19 protein-coding genes, 1 tRNA gene and 1 pseudogene are annotated in these 21,104 nt (G+C 41.2%); 10 read left to right on the top strand and 11 right to left on the bottom strand.

Annotated features, from left to right (window positions below; all coding sequences use genetic code 11):
- Nucleotides 1–118 precede the first annotated feature (118 nt).
- The 9 genes and pseudogenes from NQ541_RS12530 to NQ541_RS12490 all read right to left on the bottom strand — a co-directional run bounded on the left by NQ541_RS12530 (nt 119) and on the right by NQ541_RS12490 (nt 5,729).
- A complete protein-coding gene (locus NQ541_RS12530) occupies nt 119–355 on the bottom strand; it encodes a DUF6061 family protein (RefSeq protein WP_004843528.1) in 237 nt (78 codons plus the stop codon).
- A gap of 290 nt (nt 356–645) precedes the next feature.
- Complete coding sequence (locus NQ541_RS12525; protein WP_003864540.1) at nt 646–1,023, bottom strand: SdpI family protein; 378 nt, start codon at nt 1,021–1,023, stop codon at nt 646–648.
- A gap of 195 nt (nt 1,024–1,218) precedes the next feature.
- On the bottom strand, nt 1,219–2,019 hold the full coding sequence (locus tag NQ541_RS12520; protein WP_005608338.1) for a carbon-nitrogen hydrolase family protein: 801 nt from the start codon (nt 2,017–2,019) through the stop codon (nt 1,219–1,221).
- 6 nt (nt 2,020–2,025) lie between these two features.
- Nucleotides 2,026–2,229: a response regulator gene (locus tag NQ541_RS12515; RefSeq protein ID WP_005608336.1), complete on the bottom strand. Its 204-nt coding sequence runs from the start codon at nt 2,227–2,229 to the stop codon at nt 2,026–2,028.
- Between the two features lie 15 nt (nt 2,230–2,244).
- The gene (locus tag NQ541_RS12510; protein WP_005608335.1) at nt 2,245–2,715 is read right to left on the bottom strand and encodes a GNAT family N-acetyltransferase; all 471 of its coding nucleotides are present in this window, start codon (nt 2,713–2,715) and stop codon (nt 2,245–2,247) included.
- Between the two features lie 78 nt (nt 2,716–2,793).
- Nucleotides 2,794–2,979: pseudogene (locus tag NQ541_RS13305) on the bottom strand (hypothetical protein); the annotation flags it as partial.
- A 48-nt stretch (nt 2,980–3,027) separates the two neighbouring features.
- Nucleotides 3,028–3,312 (bottom strand): hypothetical protein, encoded by a 285-nt coding sequence (locus NQ541_RS12500; RefSeq protein ID WP_005608332.1) that lies wholly within the window; start codon nt 3,310–3,312, stop codon nt 3,028–3,030.
- A gap of 296 nt (nt 3,313–3,608) precedes the next feature.
- Nucleotides 3,609–3,682: transfer RNA gene (locus NQ541_RS12495), tRNA-Arg, on the bottom strand.
- 577 nt (nt 3,683–4,259) lie between these two features.
- Entirely contained in the window at nt 4,260–5,729 is a 1,470-nt protein-coding gene (locus NQ541_RS12490; protein ID WP_005608328.1) for an ISLre2 family transposase, read from the bottom strand.
- A gap of 345 nt (nt 5,730–6,074) precedes the next feature.
- Between NQ541_RS12490 and NQ541_RS12485 the strand changes: the two genes are divergently transcribed.
- The 10 genes from NQ541_RS12485 (at nt 6,075) to NQ541_RS12440 (ending at nt 19,674) form a co-directional block, all read left to right on the top strand.
- Nucleotides 6,075–6,710, top strand: a complete 636-nt coding sequence (locus tag NQ541_RS12485) for a DUF4230 domain-containing protein (RefSeq protein WP_005608324.1) — start codon at nt 6,075–6,077, stop codon at nt 6,708–6,710.
- A gap of 11 nt (nt 6,711–6,721) precedes the next feature.
- Nucleotides 6,722–7,324, top strand: a complete 603-nt coding sequence (locus tag NQ541_RS12480; protein ID WP_023920393.1) for a DUF4230 domain-containing protein — start codon at nt 6,722–6,724, stop codon at nt 7,322–7,324.
- A 186-nt stretch (nt 7,325–7,510) separates the two neighbouring features.
- Nucleotides 7,511–8,170 (top strand): 3'-5' exonuclease, encoded by a 660-nt coding sequence (locus tag NQ541_RS12475; RefSeq protein ID WP_023920394.1) that lies wholly within the window; start codon nt 7,511–7,513, stop codon nt 8,168–8,170.
- A 168-nt stretch (nt 8,171–8,338) separates the two neighbouring features.
- On the top strand, nt 8,339–9,733 hold the full coding sequence (locus NQ541_RS12470; RefSeq protein ID WP_005608318.1) for a D-alanyl-D-alanine carboxypeptidase family protein: 1,395 nt from the start codon (nt 8,339–8,341) through the stop codon (nt 9,731–9,733).
- Between the two features lie 399 nt (nt 9,734–10,132).
- Complete coding sequence (gene ileS, locus NQ541_RS12465; protein ID WP_005608314.1) at nt 10,133–13,288, top strand: isoleucine--tRNA ligase; 3,156 nt, start codon at nt 10,133–10,135, stop codon at nt 13,286–13,288.
- 4 nt (nt 13,289–13,292) lie between these two features.
- Nucleotides 13,293–15,773 (top strand): glycogen/starch/alpha-glucan phosphorylase, encoded by a 2,481-nt coding sequence (locus NQ541_RS12460; protein WP_044939778.1) that lies wholly within the window; start codon nt 13,293–13,295, stop codon nt 15,771–15,773.
- 17 nt (nt 15,774–15,790) lie between these two features.
- The gene (locus tag NQ541_RS12455; RefSeq protein ID WP_005608310.1) at nt 15,791–16,699 is read left to right on the top strand and encodes a hypothetical protein; all 909 of its coding nucleotides are present in this window, start codon (nt 15,791–15,793) and stop codon (nt 16,697–16,699) included.
- A 76-nt stretch (nt 16,700–16,775) separates the two neighbouring features.
- Nucleotides 16,776–17,771: a SpoIID/LytB domain-containing protein gene (locus tag NQ541_RS12450; protein ID WP_005608309.1), complete on the top strand. Its 996-nt coding sequence runs from the start codon at nt 16,776–16,778 to the stop codon at nt 17,769–17,771.
- A gap of 64 nt (nt 17,772–17,835) precedes the next feature.
- Nucleotides 17,836–18,621 (top strand): M23 family metallopeptidase, encoded by a 786-nt coding sequence (locus NQ541_RS12445; RefSeq protein ID WP_005608307.1) that lies wholly within the window; start codon nt 17,836–17,838, stop codon nt 18,619–18,621.
- Nucleotides 18,622–19,407: 786 nt separating this feature from the next.
- A complete protein-coding gene (locus NQ541_RS12440; protein ID WP_005608305.1) occupies nt 19,408–19,674 on the top strand; it encodes a GIY-YIG nuclease family protein in 267 nt (88 codons plus the stop codon).
- Between the two features lie 144 nt (nt 19,675–19,818).
- Here NQ541_RS12440 and NQ541_RS12435 read toward each other — a convergent pair whose 3' ends face one another.
- Entirely contained in the window at nt 19,819–20,361 is a 543-nt protein-coding gene (locus NQ541_RS12435; RefSeq protein WP_005608304.1) for an NADH peroxidase, read from the bottom strand.
- A gap of 36 nt (nt 20,362–20,397) precedes the next feature.
- Nucleotides 20,398–20,793 carry a Fur family transcriptional regulator gene (locus NQ541_RS12430; RefSeq protein WP_005608301.1) on the bottom strand — a complete coding sequence of 132 codons (396 nt, stop codon included), beginning with the start codon at nt 20,791–20,793 and terminating at the stop codon, nt 20,398–20,400.
- Between the last annotated feature and the right edge of the window lie 311 nt (nt 20,794–21,104).

Here is a 21,104-nt window from a genome sequence, read left to right as displayed (position 1 = left end):
GACACCTCCTCTAAGAACATATTCTTTTGGTTAAAATTGATTATAAAGATACTTTTATTTCAGTATATTCGCTATATTGATGGGATATATATTTGCATATTATTTATATGGATAAGGATTATAACTCTAGTGAGTCTTCTGCATCTACCCACATCTGTAAATTACCCTCAAGATATAATCTTGCATATTCCAAAGGCTCATCCACAGCCAATGAAGTAAGCGCACATTCTGATCCGTATGTGGTTTTTAGATTTTTTTCAGCTTTCCAGCAATCAATGCGAAGCATATATCCGGCACTTGTGTAAACATCAATACTATCGTGATTTATGTTGTATTCTGCATAAATTGTTCTCATCGTATCTTATCTCCATTTTCTTTTAATAATCAGTTATAGAGTTAAATATCGAAAACATTTCAATCAGTTCACCATGTCGTTATTGTTATACTGTGTTATGAAATTTTCTTTCCCTTATTTTTTCCCATATTAAGGTTCATGAAAACCAATGTGAGAATATAACACAAGGGAAAGAGTAAGGGAAAGCTCACTTGCTACAAACTTAGTATTTTCAAGGGTTTGCGAAGAATTTGATAATTAAATATAACAGTTATTAAATTTCCTAAAATATGTGAAATATCAACTGGAATTTATCGTCTTGTTCCATTCTTATCAAAATTCTTTTTTAAAGCTATTTCTGTTGGGAGAATAGACCCAATTAAAGGAATAAGTTGAACACCACAGATAATTCCTCCTATACTCCCAACACAATCTTCATTTTTCCCAATCACTAAAAGCATGAATATTACTGTTATCGGCAACATAACCATTCCACAGACATACCAGACTTTACCACAATATTTATGAGCAAATTCCCATGTGTCTTTGTTCTTCATAGACATCGAAGTCCGATATCCAAATACTGAATTTATTTCCTTTGGAGCCTTTTTCATAAAATATCTTCCAAAACCAATCATCGTAAATGGAAGAAGTAAATCCATAATCAACATAAAAATCCAAAACCCCATTGTAAACCTCCTTTACTACAACTTCCGATTTTCTCAACCGCGAACGTTTTCGGAAACAGGTCGATGTGCTTGTCCCTACATATATAATGGAACCGCACATATTATTCAATCGTCTCCACTCATCGCTCTGAGGGAACATGTCCGAAAATATGAGATTTCCCATCCACTCGACCTTATTTCTCAGGTGTTGCACAATCAAAGATAGTCTTCTGTGCGTCTCAGCTGGGTATATGGCTTCTTATTCCGCAAATCGGACGATTCTTTCAGATCCACTTCTGCGTAGAGCCCCCCTTCTTCGTCACCGGCCTTACAGATCAGATTCCCATAAGCATCGGTTACCAAAGATTCACCGGCAAACTGCATGTCGTCCTCTGTGCCTACCCTGTTGCACATAGCGATGGCTACAGAATTCTGAAACGCCTGCACCCTGATTTCCCACTCAAACATCGTGAGTGGCTCTGCCTTTTCGTTAACGGTCGGCACAAGGATTAGGTCGGCACCCATCAGTGCTTCTGTCCTGATACTCTCCGGATAATGCCGATCAAAGCAAACCACGATTCCTATCCTGCCTATGTCCGTATCGAACACATGGAATCCGTCATTGGATGGCGTGTAGTAATCCTGCTCGTAGAAATGCTCCGCCTGTGCGACATGTACCATCTTCTGAATACCAATGATCTCGCCGTCACGCCCAATCAGAATACTGGCATCATAATCGTGCCCGCCTTCACGCAGATAAACATTTGGAACTGCCATGATATGATTTTCCCTGCAGGCTGCCTGAAATGCCTGTATAATCTCGCCGTCAAGTTCACAGGCATATCCGGAAACGTCCTGTCCGGGATATTGCGGGAAGAACTCTGTCAGCTGCACTTCTGGAAAAAGAATCAGGTCAGCACCATTTTCTGCTGCCTCTTTGATTGCTGAGATCCCGGCATTCAGATTTTCATTCACGCTTCCTTTATTTTTATTTTGGAATAAAGCAATTCTTGCCATAGTTTATTATCCTCCTGTATATGCATCATCGACGCTGTTCTTAAAATTCTGCTTTGCCAGCCACTCGTGCTCTTCATCATTCTCCGGAATATCGATAATGCCTTTTCCCCCTGTATCAGCAAGGCTTACTCTGTAGTTTTCTTTTCGCAAGAAATCGCACAGCAGTGTACCTATTTCTTTGTTGTCCTCTACTATGATTATATCTGGCATTGTTCCGCCTTTCTCCTATAAAATATATTCCATCTGGCGTTCCTTTGTCTTAAGCCCCATCTTCTCATAAAATTTCTCTGCAGATGTGTTTCCACTCCATACATTGAGGGTGACCTCGTAGCAACCGAGACGCTTTGCCTCACTCTTTACATGTTCAAAAAGCTGCTCTCCGATATGCTGTCCTCTGGTCTTTGCATCTACACACAGATCATCTATGAAAAGTGATGTAAACGGCACCATGTTGTTGGAAAACGGCTGCTGTCTTATCTGACAGAATGCGTATCCCATGCAGATATCATCATCTCCTGCCGCAACATATATCGGCTTTGTATCGTCCTTTATCATATCTGCAAGCTCTTCATTTGTATATTTTGTCGTTCCTGGGATAAAAATATCCGGTCTGATATCGGCATGGATCTGAAGCACCTGCTCTAACAATTCTATAAGTCTTGGTATGTCTTTTTCCTGTGCTCTTCTAATATTCATTTTTGAGAATCATCCTTCCTGTTGTGGTTTATATGTTGATCTACAATAAATCAATTCAATGTTATATCTGATTACATTTCAGAATAAATCCAGCATATTATCGAGATAAATGTGCTCTCTGACATGTATCTGATACGGTGGCTTCGTCATATAGTAAAGCAGAAATTCAAGTATCATGACACTTCCAAGCCCTCTGCCCTCTATTTTAAAATTGCTAAAGCCCATTGGCAGATAAGTGTTCTTTATATCATCTACTCCTATAAACACCGATTTGCACAACAAATCGTTTTCTTCATTCTATCACAGCTTCTATTAATCCGCCATCAGTCTTTCAAACCAGGTATCCATAGCAAGGATGAACTGGCTTGCTTCCGACCATTCTTGTAGCATATCATCCAAGGGCTTATGCTTCACATATTTCTGCACATATACCCAGCAAGCAACGTCACTGGCTTCTGATACAATGTCAGCTATGATTTCACGCATGACCTCTTCAAATTCAGCGATTTCTTCTTTTGGAACAACATCATACAGTTTTGGCTCTTTATAATCTGATTTCACGCCATTTTCATGTACGTCTTTGATCAGATCCTTCACTTTTTCTTTTCAATACATCATTCTTCAGTTTGTAAGCAAAAGCTTTTTTACTGTAGCTGATAGAATTGAATACTGTTTCAGCTAATTTATGTTTGCAGGTTTGGGAGAGATTTTTTCTTTTCCCGCCTTTTCTCTGATTTACATCCCCAAATAAGGGGTGACAACAGAGCGGAACCCAAATGTTAGCTGGAAATTGATCATTTTGAATGGAATTTTGTGTCACGAACGTGATTAGAAAATAACAAAAGCGTTCGTTGTCAGCTAATCCAGCTAACATTTTCGAACGCTTTGAAGCCCGTCGCCAAGAGGATTTGAACCTCCGACCCCTCGCTTAGGAGGCGAGTGCTCTATCCAGCTGAGCTATGACGACACATGCCGCAAACCCTTGATTTTACTGGGTTTCTGGGATTTTTCCCTTCGGCCATATATAAGATTATCAACTCATTTTCGAGTTGTCAATCTACAGATTTTTTCGATTTGGTAACATTAGAACGTTCCCTAATTTGGGGAATGCCTCGGCTTTCCCTTAGGAGGGATCCGTTATATCCGTTTAACTAAAGGAACATACTGTATTTTCGTCTCAAAGTACCTCGGAAACAACTTTTATTCTATCATAAAATCAAGCGATTCTCAATAGCAAAATTCATAGCAGATTGCGTAAATTTACCTTCGGAAATAATGGTGTAGAGTCCACCCACGATGCTCTGATAAAATATCAGGCAATGACTTTTGGATTTAATATAACTCTTTTTTGTATTCGAAGCAAGCCCAGTTTTTCTTCTGGGCAGACTCCGGCTTATTCCTCTTGGCTGTGCTTTTGACCAGATACTTTCATCTGTCAAGGATGCCCTGCACCACTTGTGGCTTCGTCCTTGACAGATGAAAGTATCTGGTCTTCTTTGTAATCAAGAGGAACAAACCTCTTGATTACATTCCATGTGCACTGTCTATAATCCCCATATATGTGCATTAAAGTTCACGATCTTTTTATTTTGTAGCGACATGCTATGACTAATGTACTCTGTATATTTCCCAAGTTCTCCATGTCTGTTTTTTTCTGACTGGATCATCTGAGCGCTGCTCAGAACATCATATTCGGCTCCTGCAGCTTTCTGTAAATCTCTTTTTTGATATCTTACCAGTTCTAGCATATCTCCTCCATTGAGCTCATATGCTCTAAGTTTTGCCATTTTTGTTGCGCCTGTAATACTCCAGCCCATTGGTCTTGAACTCATTCTGTTGGATAATACATGACTCACATGCCCTTCGGTGCTGCTTCCTTTTACCCTGTTCTGATGTCTCAAACGTAGCTTAGCAGCTGTCCAGTTCGACAGAATATATTCCCTGCCAGTAGCAATTCGTTTTAATCCTGTTTCATCAACCAGACAATCTTCCAATCGATCAACGATTTCCTCAAAGTCCTGTTTTGTTTTACTTCTAATCGCTGCACGAAGTTCATCTAGTGCATCTTCCTTGCTGTCCTTCATGTGACTGGTCAACTTGATCAGATACTTCTCAAGATGAAATTCATCTAGTACATATGTGATTCCTGCTATCCGTTTCATTCCAGATTTAATCCAGCTTCCACCATCTGAACTCAGATATACTTTTTTGACTTTATCCAGGTCATAATGGTTGTTGATATATTCATAAACTTCATCCCAGAATTCCGCATTTTCTTCACCATAACTAGTTCCACAGAAGTAATACGGATTCACGAGTTTATGTCTTTTGCTCTGAGGTGCTTCGTTTTCAATTCCTTCGTGAACATAGACAAGCTTTGTGATCAGACAGTTGTTCTTCCGGTGATTCTCGTTTTCAATCAAATCACCTTTTTTCTCTCTGAACTGAAGTGACGCATGATCCTCATCCGCCTCGATATAGAGGTATTCCACCTCTTTTTTCTTTTCTGGCTTCTCCTTGTTTTTAGGAAATTCAAGCGCATGGATCTTATTTTTTACAGTCTGTTTTTTCACATCTGTTGTCAGGCTTGTTTCTTCTCCGCCACGTCTGTACGAGGTCTGAACAGACTCCTTAAGCATTCTGGCTAGCGCGTCTTCTGTGATACGTTCATGTTTCTCTAACCCCATTATTCGATCAAGAAGATACTCGCTTTCACCTGTTTCCTTATTCGTGAATAACGTTTTTTCAAATGTAACTGCCCCCAGTGATGTAATCAGCTGCTTGGTATCATGAGATTCAACCACCCAGTGTTGCAAACGTTTTGGGCTCTTTCTGAGCATCTGATTCATTTCTTCCAGGGATTCCTGTATCATTTTCAGTCCGAGGTTATGCAATTCTTCTGTGAGCCCCAGAACGTACTCAGCAAGCTTTTTCGGATTTTTTATGAAATCATCCTCAAGTTTTTCAAATCTTTTAATGCATTCTTCTTCAAAATATTTTATACTGTTGTACATAGAGAACACCTTTCTTTGCTTTAGTATTTTGGTCGTGCTTAATACTTTATCACAAAGTGGTGTTCTCTTTTTATCTATTTTCCATTATCCGAGAAAAATTTTACGCTAGCATTCATAGCATTTTACGATAGCATTTTCATGCACATTTTCATGTGCTTTCAGATGATAAATTCACCCTTTTATGTCACAAAATATGAGAAATACATTGAAATAATTCTGCTTTCCAGAAGTGTATTTATAATTTAATATTTATTATACTTGAATAAATCCGAAACAGCAAGAAACATGAAAAATGTAAGTATTCAAAAAGAAAATCTGAAAAAGAACTTATGAGGAGAAAAAAGAATGAAGAACAAAAGTAGAAAAAAGAAAGGTGCTGTTCCCAAGATCAATCCTTTGAAAGTACTCACTTCCATTCCAGGATTGATAAAAGGAGTTATAGGAATTATAGTGATCGTTCTGATCGTATTTGTTATAAAAAAAGGATTTTTTGATTCAAAAGAAGGAGAGGTAACAACGATCAGTCAGTCATCGATTGAAAAAATTTTAGATATCAGTGAACTGTCTACACTTGAGTATACGTATAATGCGGTAGCAGCCGGTTATGATGAAGACGGAAAGACGCTTCTTTATCATGTGGCATATGAGGGAACTGTGAGTGCGGGAATTGATTTTGATAAACTGAAAGTGAAAGTGAATCCGGATAAAAAGGAAATAAGGATTACTGTTCCAGAGGCAAAAATTCTGGACTGTAGTGTCAATGAAGGGTCATTGAAATATATTTTCGAGAAAGATGAATATAATACTGCAACAATTTCTGCTGATGCGTACAAAGTCAGCAAAGAAGATCTGAAAAAGAAAGCAAATGAAGAAACCCGGATTACGGAGCTTGCAAAAGAAAATGCGATTTCTGCAATTTCCGGTCTGATTGAACCATGGGTTGATCAGGTGGATGATGAATATACAGTTATAATTAAGTGAGGTGGATACAAATGAAAAAGAAGATCATAACCCTTTCCCTGATCGGAATCCTGCTGATCAGTCTGTTAAGTGGATGCGGAAAATCAGAAGACAAAGAGGCAGCAAAAAGTACAGAGCCGGATATTATGCAGGTCCGTTCCATCTGTAAACTTGCAACAGTAGAATGTTATTATCATAATGTGGCAAAATCCGAAAAGCCGGCAGGTACGGGAATCTGGCATTTTGGGGAAAAGGACCGGCAATTCTGGATTGAATATACCGGAACGGTGAAACTTGGCATTGATATGTCGAAAGTGCAGATGAAAGTAAATGGAACCGATGTAACGGTCACAATTCCTGAAGCTGAAGTACAACAGGTAAATGTAGATGATGATTCGTATAATTCTGACTCCTATATTTTCAGTGAAGACGGGATTAATAAAAATGAAATTACTGCGGAAGATGCAACCGGTGCGGTAGAAAATGCAAGAAATGAAATGATAAAAACAGCAGAAGAGAATACAGCACTTCTTGTAAATGCACAGGAGCGGGCAAAAAAGATGATTGAGAATTATATCATGCAGCTTGGAGAAACGACGGGAACAGAATATCAGATCACATGGAAATATGAATGAGAATCTGAAAAAACAGTCAGTAAAAATATGACAGAAAAAATTAATTATACTGGATTTATGCAAAAAAGTGATGGGGAGTTTATGCCACAGCTTATCAGATAAAATGGACTTTAGAAACCATTTAAAAAGCAGTTTGGAAAATATTAAGGAATGAGAAAATTAAAAAAGAACAAGAGGAGGATTTGTATGAATTATTTAGTAATAGACTTAGAGATGTGTAAAGTACCAAAGGATTATAGAAATAAGAATTATAAATACGCCAGTGAAATTATTCAGATTGGAGCGGTTCTCCTTGATGAACGATACAGAAGACGGGATGAGATCTGCTTATATGTTCATCCTGAACATGGAGTGATTGATAACTTTATCGCAAATATGACTGGAATCAAGAATCGGCAGATCAAGAATGCACCGAAATTAAGAGAGCGTCTTTTAGAATTGACAGAGTGGATTGGAGATAGAGAGTATCAGGTGTTTGCATGGAGCAACAGTGATTTTTCACAGTTGTCACATGAGGTCAGATCTAAGAAACTGCAGGATGAAAAAATCCAAAGCTTTATGGCCCCGGAAAGATGGATCGATTATCAGGAAGTTTTTGGAAAGAAATACAGTTTTGAAAAAGCAGTCAGTCTTCAGGAGGCTTTGATGCTCTGTGATCTTACGCAGGACGGAAGGATGCATGACGGACTGGATGATGCACTGAATACTGCTAAGCTGATCCGGAAGTTGGAACTGAATCCGGAGTATCAGTTGATTTGCCGGCAGACGCTGACGGAGGAAGAATCTGATCCGCTGAATATATGTCTGGGAGATTTATTTGCAGGATTGCATATTGAGTGTGCCTGAGAGGGGGCTGAAGAGCAGCAGGAAAGAGCAGTTTCAGGCACGGATTCAGGTGTCAGAAATTCTCTGAATGATAAAAAACATCGTAGATAAAAAACATCGTAGTCAGAAAGAGTTGAAAAAGTAAGAGCCGAGATTTATAATAAAGAAGATTATCGGAGGAACTCTTTTATGATAAATATAAAAAGATATGGCACGCTCTGTCTGTCCGCAATACTGGCAGCAGCGTTTGTTCTGACCCCGGCAGTAAAGATATTTGCTGAGGAGGGGGATACAGCGGCGGATCGTGAAACCCAGCGGCAGACTTGCTATGCAGAGCCGACGGATTCAAATGGACTGACGAACTGGCCGCAGGGACCGGCAGTTTATGCTGATTCAGCGATTGTGATGGATATGAACAGTGGAGCGATCCTATATGGAAAGCAGATCGATAAGCCGCATTATCCGGCAAGTATTACAAAGCTTCTGACTACACTTGTTGCACTGGATCATGCGAAACTGACAGATAAAGTAGAATTTTCACAGGACAGTATTTCTTTCCTGCAGTACGGAGATGCTCATATTGGGATGCGTGCAGGAGAGGAATTGACGCTGGAAGATTCTTTATATGCCGTGTTGCTTGCATCTGCCAATGAAGTGTCGTATGCAGTTGCAGAGAGCGTTGGAAAGCAGATGGGCGGAGACTACAATACCTTTATAGAGGCGATGAATGAAGAGTCAGATGCACTGGGATGTACCGGCTCACACTGGACGAATGCAAATGGACTTCATGATGAGCAACATTATACGACAGCTCATGATATGGCTCTGATTGGGGCAGCAGTATATCAGAAAGAAGCATTTCGGACGATCGCACAGTCACTGACACATCAGATTCCACCGACCAATCTGGTAAATGAGGTGAGAACGGTCAATCAGAAGCATAAGATGCTCTGGCCACAGAATGCAAATTATTATGAGTATTGCAAAGGTGGAAAGACCGGTTATACAGATCAGGCAAGAACGACCCTGGTGACGATGGCAGATAACGGAGAGCTGCAGTTGGTTGCAGTGGTGCTATATGATTTCGGGTCAGATGCGTATACGGATACCAGAGCCATCTTTGATTATGGATTTAATAATTTCTCGAAAGTGATGCTGAAAGATCTGGAAAAAGCAGACGGAGTACGGTCATATAAAGATGAGGAAAATGCTTATGTAGTACTGCCCCCCAACGTGAAGTTTTCAGATCTGAAAGCGGAAGTTAAAGCAAAGGATGGTTCCGTCAATGAGGGAACCGTTACATATACCTATGAAGGACAGATCGTAGGGAAGGCAGATGTAACGCTGGATAATAAAAAGTCGGTAGAGAAACCGACAATAACAAAAGGAACAGAAAAGACTGGCACAACGACAGACAGGAAGGAGAAAGAGAGCAGGCCGGTGGTGCTTATCGCTGTGGTCGCAGTGGTTTTGGTACTTGTGACGGGAGCGGTTGCATGGATAAAATATAAGCAGGCAAAAAGCAGACGGCACAGGCGGAAAAGACATCGCAGAAAGACATCGCAGAAAAAGAAAAAACCTTGACTAGCAGGCAGAATCTCTTTATAATAATTCTGTATGGAAGACTACAGGTTAAAGCGATGACGGAGAGAGTAGGATTTATCTGAACATCCCAGCGAGCCGGGGAAGGTGTAAGCCCGGTATCAGTAAGAGATTTCTGAAGATCACTCCAGAGCAGCAACCCCTGAAACGGAAGCATTTAACAGGCATACCGGTGATTCCGGTGAGACAGATTTCGAGGAGTAAGGGTTGACGTGAGTTCTGCGTTAAAGAATACCATATGCGGATCGGGAAGATCCAAGTATGCTGTAACAGGTGGTACAACGAAAGGAATTTCAGACCTTCGTCCTATTACGGACGGAGGTCTTTCTTTATTTTAGAAGATTCCTTTTCCAAAATATATTTTAAGAAAGGATCAAAGCTATGTATAAGAAAGTTTCAACAGACATGAATTTTGTTGAGCGTGAAAAAGAAGTTGAAAAATTCTGGGATGACGAAAATATCTTCCAGAAGAGTATGGATGAAAAAGAAGGATGCCCGGATTATATTTTCTATGACGGACCTCCGACAGCCAATGGCAAGCCGCATATCGGACACGTTCTGACCCGTGTTATCAAGGATATGATTCCGAGATACCGCACAATGAAAGGTTATATGGTTCCGAGAAAGGCAGGATGGGATACGCATGGTCTTCCGGTAGAGCTGGAAGTTGAGAAGATGCTCGGACTGGACGGAAAGGATCAGATCGAGAAATACGGTCTTGAACCATTCATCAAGAAATGTAAAGAAAGTGTATGGAAATACAAAGGAATGTGGGAAGACTTCTCCGGCACAGTTGGATTCTGGGCTGATATGGAGCATCCATATGTAACGTATGACAACAATTTCATCGAGTCTGAGTGGTGGGCTTTGAAGAAAATTTGGGATAAAGGACTCCTTTACAAAGGATTCAAGATTGTTCCTTACTGCCCTCGTTGTGGAACACCTCTTTCTGCACAGGAAGTTGCACAGGGATATAAGGATGTCAAGGAGCGTTCTGCAATCGTCCGCTTTAAAGTCAAAGATGAGGATGCGTATATTCTTGCATGGACAACAACACCATGGACACTTCCATCCAACCTTGCACTCTGCGTAAATCCAAAAGAGGATTATGCAAAGGTAAAGGCAGCAGACGGAAGAGTTTATTATATGGCATGTGCATTGCTTGATACCGTTCTTGGAAGACTTGCAGAAGAAGGAAAAGACGCTTACGAAGTACTTGCAACGTATAAGGGAACAGAACTGGAGGGCAAAGAATACGAGCCACTGTACCAGTGTGCGGCAGACGAGGCTGCAAAGCAGCGTAAGAAAGCATTTTACGTTGTATGTGATGAGTATGTAACTCTGACAGATGGTACCGGAGTTGTTCATATCGCACCGGCATTTGGTGAAGACGATGCCAACGTAGGAAGAAAGTATGATCTTCCATTTGTACAGCTTGTAGATGAAAAGGGTAACATGGCAGAGTCTACACCGTTTGCAGGACTGTTCGTAAAGAAAGCAGACCCGGAAGTATTAAAAGATCTGGATGCAAGGGGACTTCTCTACGATGCACCGAAGTTTGAGCATAGCTATCCTCACTGCTGGAGATGTGATACTCCGCTGATCTATTATGCACGTGAGTCCTGGTTCATCAAGATGACAGCAGTTCGTGATGACCTGATTGCAAATAATAATACAATTAACTGGATTCCGGAGAGTATCGGTAAGGGACGTTTCGGTGACTGGATTGAGAACGTTCAGGACTGGGGAATCAGTCGTAACCGTTACTGGGGAACTCCGCTGAATATCTGGCAGTGTGAGTGTGGATGTATGCATTCTGTCGGAAGTATTGAAGAACTGAAATCTATGTCCGATAACTGCCCGGATGATATTGAGCTGCACCGCCCATACATTGACGCAGTAACAATCAACTGCCCGGATTGTGGTAAAGAAATGCACAGAGTGCCGGAAGTTATCGACTGCTGGTTTGACAGTGGATCTATGCCGTTTGCACAGCACCATTATCCGTTTGAAAATCAGGAGCTGTTCGAGAAGCAGTTCCCGGCAGACTTTATTTCCGAGGCTGTTGACCAGACAAGAGGATGGTTCTACTCCCTGCTTGCCATCTCAACGCTGCTGTTCAATAAAGCACCGTATAAGAACGTTATCGTGCTTGGACACGTACAGGATGAGAATGGACAAAAGATGAGTAAGTCCAAAGGAAATGCGGTTGATCCGTTTGATGCACTGGAGAAATACGGAGCAGATGCGATCCGCTGGTACTTCTACATCAACAGTGCACCGTGGCTGCCGAACCGTTTCCACGGAAAAGCAGTACAGGAAGGACAGCGTAAGTTCATGGGAACTCTGTGGAATACTTATGCATTCTTTGTACTGTATGCAAATATCGACAATTTTGATGCTACAAAGTATACACTGGAATATGATAAACTTCCGGTTATGGATAAATGGATTCTTTCCAAGATGAATACCATGGTAAAAGATGTGGACAACAACCTTGGTAATTACAGAATCCCGGAGGCAGCACGTGTGCTTCAGGATTTCGTAGATGATTTAAGTAACTGGTATGTAAGAAGAAGCCGCGAGCGTTTCTGGGCAAAGGGAATGGAGCAGGATAAGATCAATGCTTACATGACTCTGTATACAGCCCTTGTTACGGTATCAAAGGCAGCAGCTCCGATGATTCCGTTCATGACAGAGCAGATCTATCAGAACCTGGTTCGCAGCATTGACAAGGATGCTCCGGAGAGTATCCACCTGTGTAGTTTTCCGGAAGTTCATGAAGAGCAGATTGACAAAGAGCTTGAGAATAATATGGAACACGTACTTGACCTTGTAGTAATGGGACGTGCATGCCGTAACGCATCCAATATCAAGAACCGTCAGCCGATCGGTCAGATGTTTGTAAAAGCAGACTTTGAGCTTTCTGAATTTTATCAGGAAATCGTAGCAGACGAGCTGAATGTTAAGAATATTAAATTTACAGATGATGTAAGAGACTTTACTTCTTATAGTTTTAAACCACAGTTGAAGACAGTTGGACCAAAGTATGGTAAAATGTTAGGTGGTATCAAAGCAGCACTCAATGACATCGATGGAAATGCAGCAATGGATGAGCTGAATACTACTGGCGTACTCAAACTGGATGTAAATGGTCAGGAGATCGAACTTTTCAAAGAAGACCTTCTGATTGATACAGCTCAGATTGAAGGATATGAATCTGTCAATGATAATGGAATCACAGTTGTACTGGATACGAATCTTACACCGGAACTTCTGGAAGAAGGATTTGTAAGAGAGATCATCAGCAAGATCCAGACGATGAGAAAAGAAGCTGATTTCGAGGTGATGGACAAGATCCGTGTTACGTACGAAGGCAGTGAAAAAGCAGAAGCTGTTTTTGAAAAGAACAGCACCCTGATCGGTGGAGAAGTACTTGCCACAGAAGTTGTAAAGGCAGAGCCTGCAGGCCATGTAAAAGAGTGGAAGATCAACGGTGAAGCAGTTACGATGGGTGTCGAGAAAAAAGGAGAATAAAAGGATGTTCAGTAAAAGATTTGAGAAGGCTGCATTTAAGACAGCAGTGAAAGAAAATGTAAAGACGCTTTACAGAAAGACGATTGATGAGGCTACACCTCAGCAGTTATTTCAGGCGGTTTCTTATGCAGTTAAGGATGTTATTATTGATGACTGGATCGAGACGCAGAAGCGTTACGATGAGACAGATGCAAAGACTGTTTACTATATGTCCATGGAGTTCCTGATGGGACGTGCATTAGGTAACAACCTCATCAATATGACAGCATATAAAGATGTAAAAGAAGCGTTGGAAGAGATGAATATTGACCTCAACGTGATCGAAGATGAAGAGCCGGATGCGGCTCTCGGAAATGGAGGACTCGGTCGTCTTGCAGCATGTTTCCTGGATTCTCTTGCGACATTGAATTATCCGGCATACGGCTGTGGAATCCGTTACCGTTACGGTATGTTCAAGCAGAAAATTGAAAATGGATATCAGGTAGAAGTACCGGATAACTGGCTGAAAGAAGGAAATCCGTTCGAGATCCGTCGTGAAGAGTATGCAAAGGAAGTACGTTTCGGAGGAAATATCCGTTTCGAGAAAGATCCTGTTACAGGAAAAGATAAATTTATTCAGGAAAATTATGAGTCTGTTATGGCAGTTCCGTATGATATGCCGGTTGTTGGATATGGCAACCACGTAGTAAATACACTGCGTGTATGGGATGCAAAGCCGATCACGGATTTCAAACTGGATGAGTTCGACAGAGGAAATTATCATAAGGCAGTAGAGCAGGAGAACCTTGCAAAACTGATCGTAGATGTTCTTTACCCGAATGATAATCATTATTCAGGAAAAGAGCTTCGTCTGAAGCAGCAGTACTTCTTCATTTCTGCAAGTCTTCAGGCACTGATCGCAAAATATAAAAAGAAGCATGGAGACATCAGAAAGCTGTATGAAAAAGTTGTCATTCAGATGAACGATACGCACCCGACGGTTGCTGTACCGGAGCTGATGCGTCTTCTGATTGATGTAGAGGGACTTAGCTGGGATGAGGCATGGGAAGTAACAAGCAAGACCTGTGCTTATACAAACCATACAATTATGGCAGAAGCACTTGAAAAATGGCCGATCGACCTGTTTTCAAAACTGCTTCCGCGTATTTATCAGATCGTACAGGAGATTGACCGCCGCTTCGTGATCCAGGTTCGTGAGACGTATCCGGGAAATGAAGAGAAAGTACGGAAAATGGCAATCCTTATGGATGGACAGGTTCGTATGGCAAATATGGCGATCATAGCAGGCTTCTCTGTTAATGGTGTTGCAAAGCTTCATACGGAGATCCTTGAGAAGCAGGAACTGAAAGATTTCTATCAGATGATGCCGGAGAAGTTCAACAATAAGACGAATGGTATCACGCAGAGACGTTTCCTGGCTCATGGAAATCCGCTGCTTGCAGACTGGATCACCAGTAAGATCGGTGATGGCTGGATTACAGATCTCTCTCAGATCTCCAAGCTGAAACCACTGGTTGAGGATGAAGAGGCAAGACGTGAGTTCATGGAGATCAAATACCAAAATAAAGTTCGCCTTGCAAAGTATATCAAGGAGCATAATGGAATTGATGTAGATCCGCGTTCTATCTTTGATATTCAGGTAAAACGTCTGCATGAGTACAAGCGTCAGCTTCTGAATATACTGCACATCATGTATCTGTATAATCAGATCAAAGAGCATCCTGAGATGTCCTTCTATCCGAGAACATTTATTTTCGGAGCTAAGGCAGCAGCAGGTTATCTTCGTGCAAAAGAGACGATCAAATTGATTAACTCCGTAGCAGATGTTGTAAATAACGACAGAAGTATCAATGGTAAGCTGAAAGTGGTATTTATTGAAGATTACAGAGTATCTAATGCAGAAATTCTTTTTGCGGCAGCAGATGTCAGCGAGCAGATTTCTACAGCTTCTAAAGAAGCTTCAGGAACAGGTAATATGAAATTTATGCTTAATGGTGCACCGACACTTGGAACAATGGATGGAGCGAATGTAGAGATCGTTCAGGAAGTTGGCGAGGAGAATGCATTTATCTTCGGATTAAGCTCACAGGAAGTTATCAACTATGAGAACAATGGTGGATACAATCCGGTTGACATTTACTTTAATGACTGGGAGATCAAGCGTGTAGTAGACCAGCTTATGGATGGAACTTACTCCAATGGTGACCACAATATGTATATCAATCTGTACAACTCACTGTTAAATACACAGTGTACAGACAGAGCAGACACTTACTTCATTCTGAAAGATTTCCGTTCTTATGCAGATGCACAGAAGAGAGTTGAGGAAGCTTACAGAGATCAGCAGAAATGGTCGAAGATGGCAATGCTCAACACTGCATGCAGTGGTAAATTTACATCAGACAGAACGATTGAAGAGTATGTACGGGATATTTGGCATCTTGAAAAAGTAGAAGTACCTTCAGGACAGGATCTTTTTGATTAAGACAGGAGGAATGACAGATGGAATATGGAAATGATTTTGATTTTTCATACGGAGTTCCGGATGGTCCGACAATGAGCAGCAGTGGATCAGATATATTTTCAGTGATCATGACCGTTTATCTGTTGGTGATCGTGGCAGCCGTGATGATTGGTATTGTGAAATATGTATTTAAATCCATTGCACTTTACCGTCTGGCACAGAGAACAGGAAATGCAAATCCGTGGATGGCATGGGTACCGTTTGCGAGATCTTATCTTCAGGGAGATCTTGCAGGCAGTATGCCTTTAAAGAAAAGAAGACTTCAGAGTCCGGGACTCTGGAAAGTCCTTATTCCGTTGATCGGAACGGCTGTAATCGCAGGACTTTATTTCCTTTTCATTGTTGTGGCAGGAATTGGAACTGCATTGAGCTATTCCACCGGAATGGGTGCAGGAAGTCTGACACTGATCTGGGTGATAGTTTTCCTGCTGATTATTGCAGTAGTAGCACTTCAGGCGATTGAAGCGGTGCTGGATGTACTGGTGAACTTTCATATTTACCATAGACTGACATCCCATAATATGGCGATTATCCATAGTGTTCTTGGTATATTTATTCCAATGTACGAAGCAATCTGCTTATTTATTATGAGCAAGAAGCCGTATAACCCGGGAATGGAGCCAAATCTTCCACCGCAGGCACCAAATTTCGGTGGTAATCCGATTCCTCCGACGATGCCTGTATCACCGGCAGCATCAGAAACTCCGGCAGAATCTGTATCTCCGATGCCAGCAGAAGCACCGGTACAGCAGGTCCCGGTAACTCCGACAGAGTCATCGGCACAGAATCCGTATGTGAATCCGATGCAGGTTCAGGGAACAGAAAACCTGGCAAAAGATGCACAGAGTACAGAAGCAGAACCGACAGAAAATAGTGCAGAAAAATAAAGCGTAAAGGTAAAATTTCATACAGGTTCTAAAATAAGACAGCCCTTCATATAATAAAGTATGGAGGGCTGTCTTTATGAGCTTTTATTCAGCAAAAAAGAAAATAAAAAATATAGCTGCATTTCTGATCATCCTCATATTTCTTCCATATGTTGTCTCTATTTTTGTAAATGGAAAAGATGTGAATCTACAAAATGGGAGCGGTCATTTTACAATAAAAGTTGCAAGAACAGACCCAGATGGAACGGAACTGGATCTTGATCTGGACTGGGAAGAGTATCTGATCGGGGTTCTTGCATATGAAATGCCGGAGTCTTACGAATTGGAAGCGTTGAAAGCACAGGCCGTGGTGCTGCGTACAAGCCTGTGCAGAGAACTGGCAGAAAACGAGGAGAAGACGGCAACAGAGAAATATCTGACTCATGCAGAAATGAAACGGAAATGGGGAGCGGCCAATTTTGATACATATTTGAAAAAATATACCAAAGCAGTGGAAGATACAGAAGGAACAGTGGTCTGGTATAATGAGGCTTGTGCATGGACACCATATCATCAATCCAGTAACGGTGAGACACGGAACGCATCAGAAGTTCTTGGAACAGAAGATTATCCTTATATCTGTAAGAGAGAATGCCCGTTGGACAAAGCGGCTGAGGATGAAATTCAGGTAACAGTTTTTGACTATCAGGAAATACAACAGTTATGCAGAGATTTTCTGGTGGCAGAAGAAAATTCGGAGAGTGCAGAAAAAGGCTATAACTTTGCTGACTTTGAAATACTGGAAATGGATTCTTCCGGTTATGTGCGACAGATGAGGATGGGAGATACAGTCTGTACCGGGGATCAGTTTCGGGATGCATTGTCCCTGTCTTCCAGTGCATTTTCATTTTACGAGAGTATAAAAGGTTTGAAGATCACGACCATCGGAAAAGGACATGGACTGGGAATGAGTCAGTGGACAGCAAATGAAATGGCAAAGGAAAAGAAAAATTATGAAGAAATCCTGCAGTTCTTTTTTGAAGGAACAACATTAAATAAAGAATTTGACGAAAAAGAAGCGACAGGGAATTAAAATAGAATTCTTTCCGAATAGAAGTCACATATTCTGGCAATGCTATAGTCAGAGGTGATGATGAATGAATAAGAAAGAGAAGTTTTCCTTTTTAAAGGGAAAAGGAGCTTCTGTTGGAATCGTACTTTGCTTCGTGGCAGTCATTGCAATGGTGGGGACAGTTACATTCAGAAATTACAAAAAGAATATGAATGAGCAGATTGCAAAGGTTCAGCAGGAGACAGAAAAACTGACAAAAGAAAATGATGCAGCGGCAAATTCAAAAGATGTACTTCCAATGGAGGGAGAGGAAGATGCAACACCGTCACAGACAGATCATGCGGATCGTCAGGAACAAGAAGGAGCATCCTCCACAGACGGAACAGAGGCAGAAAATGGACAGCAGCAGGGTCAGGAGACGGATGAGACTGCGGCACAGGGAAGTTCCGGTGCATGGTTTACGGAAGCAAGCATACTGGAGTGGCCGGCAAGCGGGGCAACGCTGATCGGGTACAGTATGGATCAGACCGTTTATTTTCCTACTTTAGAAGAGTATAAGTACAATCCGGCAATGATCATCGGTGGTGAAGTCGGGGAAAGCATCAAGGCATCAGCGACAGGAACAGTGAGCAGTATTGAAGAGACAGCACAGACGGGAACAACCGTTACATTGGATATGGGAAATGGATATGCGGCTGTTTACGGCCAGTTAAAAGACCTGTCCGTATCAGAAGGAGATACTGTTGCAACAGGTGAGCCGATCGGTCTGTTGAATGAACCTACAAAATACTATAGCGTGGAAGGACCGAATCTCTATTTTAAGGTAATGAAAGATGGAGAGCCGGTAGATCCGATGAAATTTATGGAGTGAAATTTGTAGTTGTTGGGGTGATACGCTTGTAAAGAAAAAGACTTCTTTATGGCGAAGCGGACGCAGAAATCAGGGATATTCCTTCGCAGTGCAGGCCCGCTTTACCTCAGCCCGTTGACCGTTTGTAACTCGAAAGTGGAAATCTTCGTGCAAAGGCACTCGATTTACTTTCTCTAACAAACGCTGCAAAGTGTCTTCGGAACGCTCTACGCTAATGCACCTGCTCAGGAACACCCTGCTTTCCGCTGACCATCTCGATAAGAAGTTTTTAGCTCCACAGCGTATTCACTCAACAATGCAAATTTAAAAAGAATAGAAAAAAGCCGGATGGCTATTGACTAAGATATTCGATCGTAAATATTAGATAGTAGATATTGTATTTAATATTTGACTAATCATTCATCTTAGTTGATAGCCATCCGGCTCTTTATTTCTTATTGGAATTTCGTCTTTGTTGGGAGAAACTGTTCTGGCATGAGGGAAAATTTTCTGATTTGAAAAGCCTAATATCCGCCCTTGCTGTTGCGTGAGCAGTGCATTGACAGGGAGCGTTCCGAAGACACTTTGCCCAACTTGTTAAGGAACGTAAACAGGAGTGCTTCTGCACGAGTGTTTCCACGTTCCTGTTACAAGTTGTCAACGGGCTGAGGTAAAGCGGGTCCTGCACTGCGATGCAACAACAAGTGTGGATATGGACGTTCTTCTGTCAGAAACACTTCCTGCTGTCGCGATATTTTCACCCCAACAAATACAAATGTCATGCTATAATAACTTCGAGGTGATTTTTTGAATTATACATACATTTTAAAATGCAAGGATGGAAGTTTATATACCGGCTGGACAAATGATCTTGAGCAGCGTGTGGCTGCCCACAATACAGGAAAAGGTGCAAAATATACGAAAGCAAGGCGTCCTGTTGAGTTGGTTTATTTTGAAGAATTTGAAACCAAAGAACAGGCGATGAAAAGAGAATATGCGATTAAGCAGATGGCAAGAAAAGATAAATTAGAACTGGTTCGAAGAAAAGAAAAAGCGGATGATCGGAGCGAATAAGTAAAAGATAAAGTAACGATCAAAATAAAGTAAAGGTCAGGTACAGGAAGATAAAAAGATGCCAGGATGAGAAGCTGTTCTGCTTCTCGTCCTGGCATTATCTATCATTTCCAAAGAAGGGTGTATAAGATCTGCAAGTTGGAATTAACCAAAGTATCTCTTCAGAAGTCCCTCGAATGCCTTTCCATGTCTTGCCTCATCTCTTGCCATCTCATGAACTGTATCGTGGATTGCATCAAGATTTGCAGCTTTTGCTCTCTTTGCAAGGTCGAATTTACCTTCTGTAGCACCATGCTCGGCTTCTACTCTCATCTCAAGATTCTTCTTTGTGCTGTCTGTAACAACTTCACCGAGGAGTTCTGCAAACTTGGCAGCATGTTCAGCCTCTTCATAAGCTGCTTTCTCCCAGTACAGACCGATTTCAGGATAACCTTCTCTGTGAGCAACTCTTGCCATTGCAAGATACATACCTACTTCAGAGCATTCTCCCTCGAAGTTAGCTCTTAAATCAGCAAGAATATCTTCGCTGACACCTTTAGCAACACCTACTACATGCTCAGCAGCCCATGCCTTTTCACCGGATACTTCTTTAAACTTGTCAGCACCTACATGACAGACTGGACATTCAGCCGGTGCAGCATCTCCCTCATAAACATAACCACATACTGTACATACAAATTTTTTCATAATCGTAATCTCCTTTTCTTTTAAATAAAATATAAGTTAAGACTTTCTAATGCAGTCACTGCATTCTCCATAAAATAAAGTAGAACTGGAAGTGATCATTCCGTCAAAACAGTCATTCGCAAGACGGTTCATCTCTTCAATACTTTTCATATCCAGCTCAAGATCCAGGAACCGTCCACATTTCGTACATAAGAAATGATTGTGCGGCTGTACGGTTCCATCAAATCTGTCTCCTCCGTCAGGTGTTGATATCTTGATCGCCTCACCGATGTCTGTAAGCAGATTCAGGTTTCGATATACAGTGCCAAGACTGATATTGGGAAATTCCTTCTTTACATGCATATATACGGTATCGGCTGTTGGATGTTCCTTTGTGGATGCAAGATAGTGCTTGATCGCTTCACGTTGTCGGCTGTATTTTAATGCTGCCACAAGAATCCCCCTTTCTAATGATGAAGAAATGGATCAGTAACTTCATCAACTTTAAATTAATAACAGTAATGATTACTGTGATTAGAATATAACTCAATTTTTTTAAAATGTCAACTATATTTCTGAAAAAAACTCAAAAATATTTTCAAATCGTAAAAGCTTCCTTAGTATAGGCGGATAGAAGTGGTCAGATCCTCTTTTTAAATGTTACAAAAATATTAAAAAATAAAGTTGAAAATAGACGAAAAAGAGAGAATAATGACAGATTAAAAGGGATGAAAATAATGAAAAAAGCATAAACTATGTTGACA

Source organism: [Ruminococcus] lactaris ATCC 29176, assembly GCF_025152405.1.
Classification (GTDB): domain Bacteria; phylum Bacillota; class Clostridia; order Lachnospirales; family Lachnospiraceae; genus Mediterraneibacter; species Mediterraneibacter lactaris.
This window is presented reverse-complemented; position numbering and strand designations above follow the sequence as displayed.

Bases quoted from the DNA above. Each gene is read 5' to 3' on its own strand.
- NQ541_RS12460 (WP_044939778.1), top strand. From the start codon at position 13,293: ATGTTCAGTAAAAGATTTGAGAAGGCTGCATTTAAGACAGCAGTGAAA.
- NQ541_RS12475 (WP_023920394.1), top strand. From the start codon at position 7,511: ATGAATTATTTAGTAATAGACTTAGAGATGTGTAAAGTACCAAAGGAT.
- NQ541_RS12485 (WP_005608324.1), top strand. From the start codon at position 6,075: ATGAAGAACAAAAGTAGAAAAAAGAAAGGTGCTGTTCCCAAGATCAAT.
- NQ541_RS12470 (WP_005608318.1), top strand. From the start codon at position 8,339: ATGATAAATATAAAAAGATATGGCACGCTCTGTCTGTCCGCAATACTG.
- NQ541_RS12520 (WP_005608338.1), bottom strand. From the start codon at position 2,019: ATGGCAAGAATTGCTTTATTCCAAAATAAAAATAAAGGAAGCGTGAAT.
- ileS (WP_005608314.1), top strand. From the start codon at position 10,133: ATGTATAAGAAAGTTTCAACAGACATGAATTTTGTTGAGCGTGAAAAA.
- NQ541_RS12530 (WP_004843528.1), bottom strand. From the start codon at position 355: ATGAGAACAATTTATGCAGAATACAACATAAATCACGATAGTATTGAT.
- NQ541_RS12435 (WP_005608304.1), bottom strand. From the start codon at position 20,361: ATGAAAAAATTTGTATGTACAGTATGTGGTTATGTTTATGAGGGAGAT.
- NQ541_RS12450 (WP_005608309.1), top strand. From the start codon at position 16,776: ATGAGCTTTTATTCAGCAAAAAAGAAAATAAAAAATATAGCTGCATTT.
- NQ541_RS12445 (WP_005608307.1), top strand. From the start codon at position 17,836: ATGAATAAGAAAGAGAAGTTTTCCTTTTTAAAGGGAAAAGGAGCTTCT.
- NQ541_RS12480 (WP_023920393.1), top strand. From the start codon at position 6,722: ATGAAAAAGAAGATCATAACCCTTTCCCTGATCGGAATCCTGCTGATC.
- NQ541_RS12490 (WP_005608328.1), bottom strand. From the start codon at position 5,729: ATGTACAACAGTATAAAATATTTTGAAGAAGAATGCATTAAAAGATTT.
- NQ541_RS12510 (WP_005608335.1), bottom strand. From the start codon at position 2,715: ATGAATATTAGAAGAGCACAGGAAAAAGACATACCAAGACTTATAGAA.
- NQ541_RS12515 (WP_005608336.1), bottom strand. From the start codon at position 2,229: ATGCCAGATATAATCATAGTAGAGGACAACAAAGAAATAGGTACACTG.
- NQ541_RS12525 (WP_003864540.1), bottom strand. From the start codon at position 1,023: ATGGGGTTTTGGATTTTTATGTTGATTATGGATTTACTTCTTCCATTT.
- NQ541_RS12455 (WP_005608310.1), top strand. From the start codon at position 15,791: ATGGAATATGGAAATGATTTTGATTTTTCATACGGAGTTCCGGATGGT.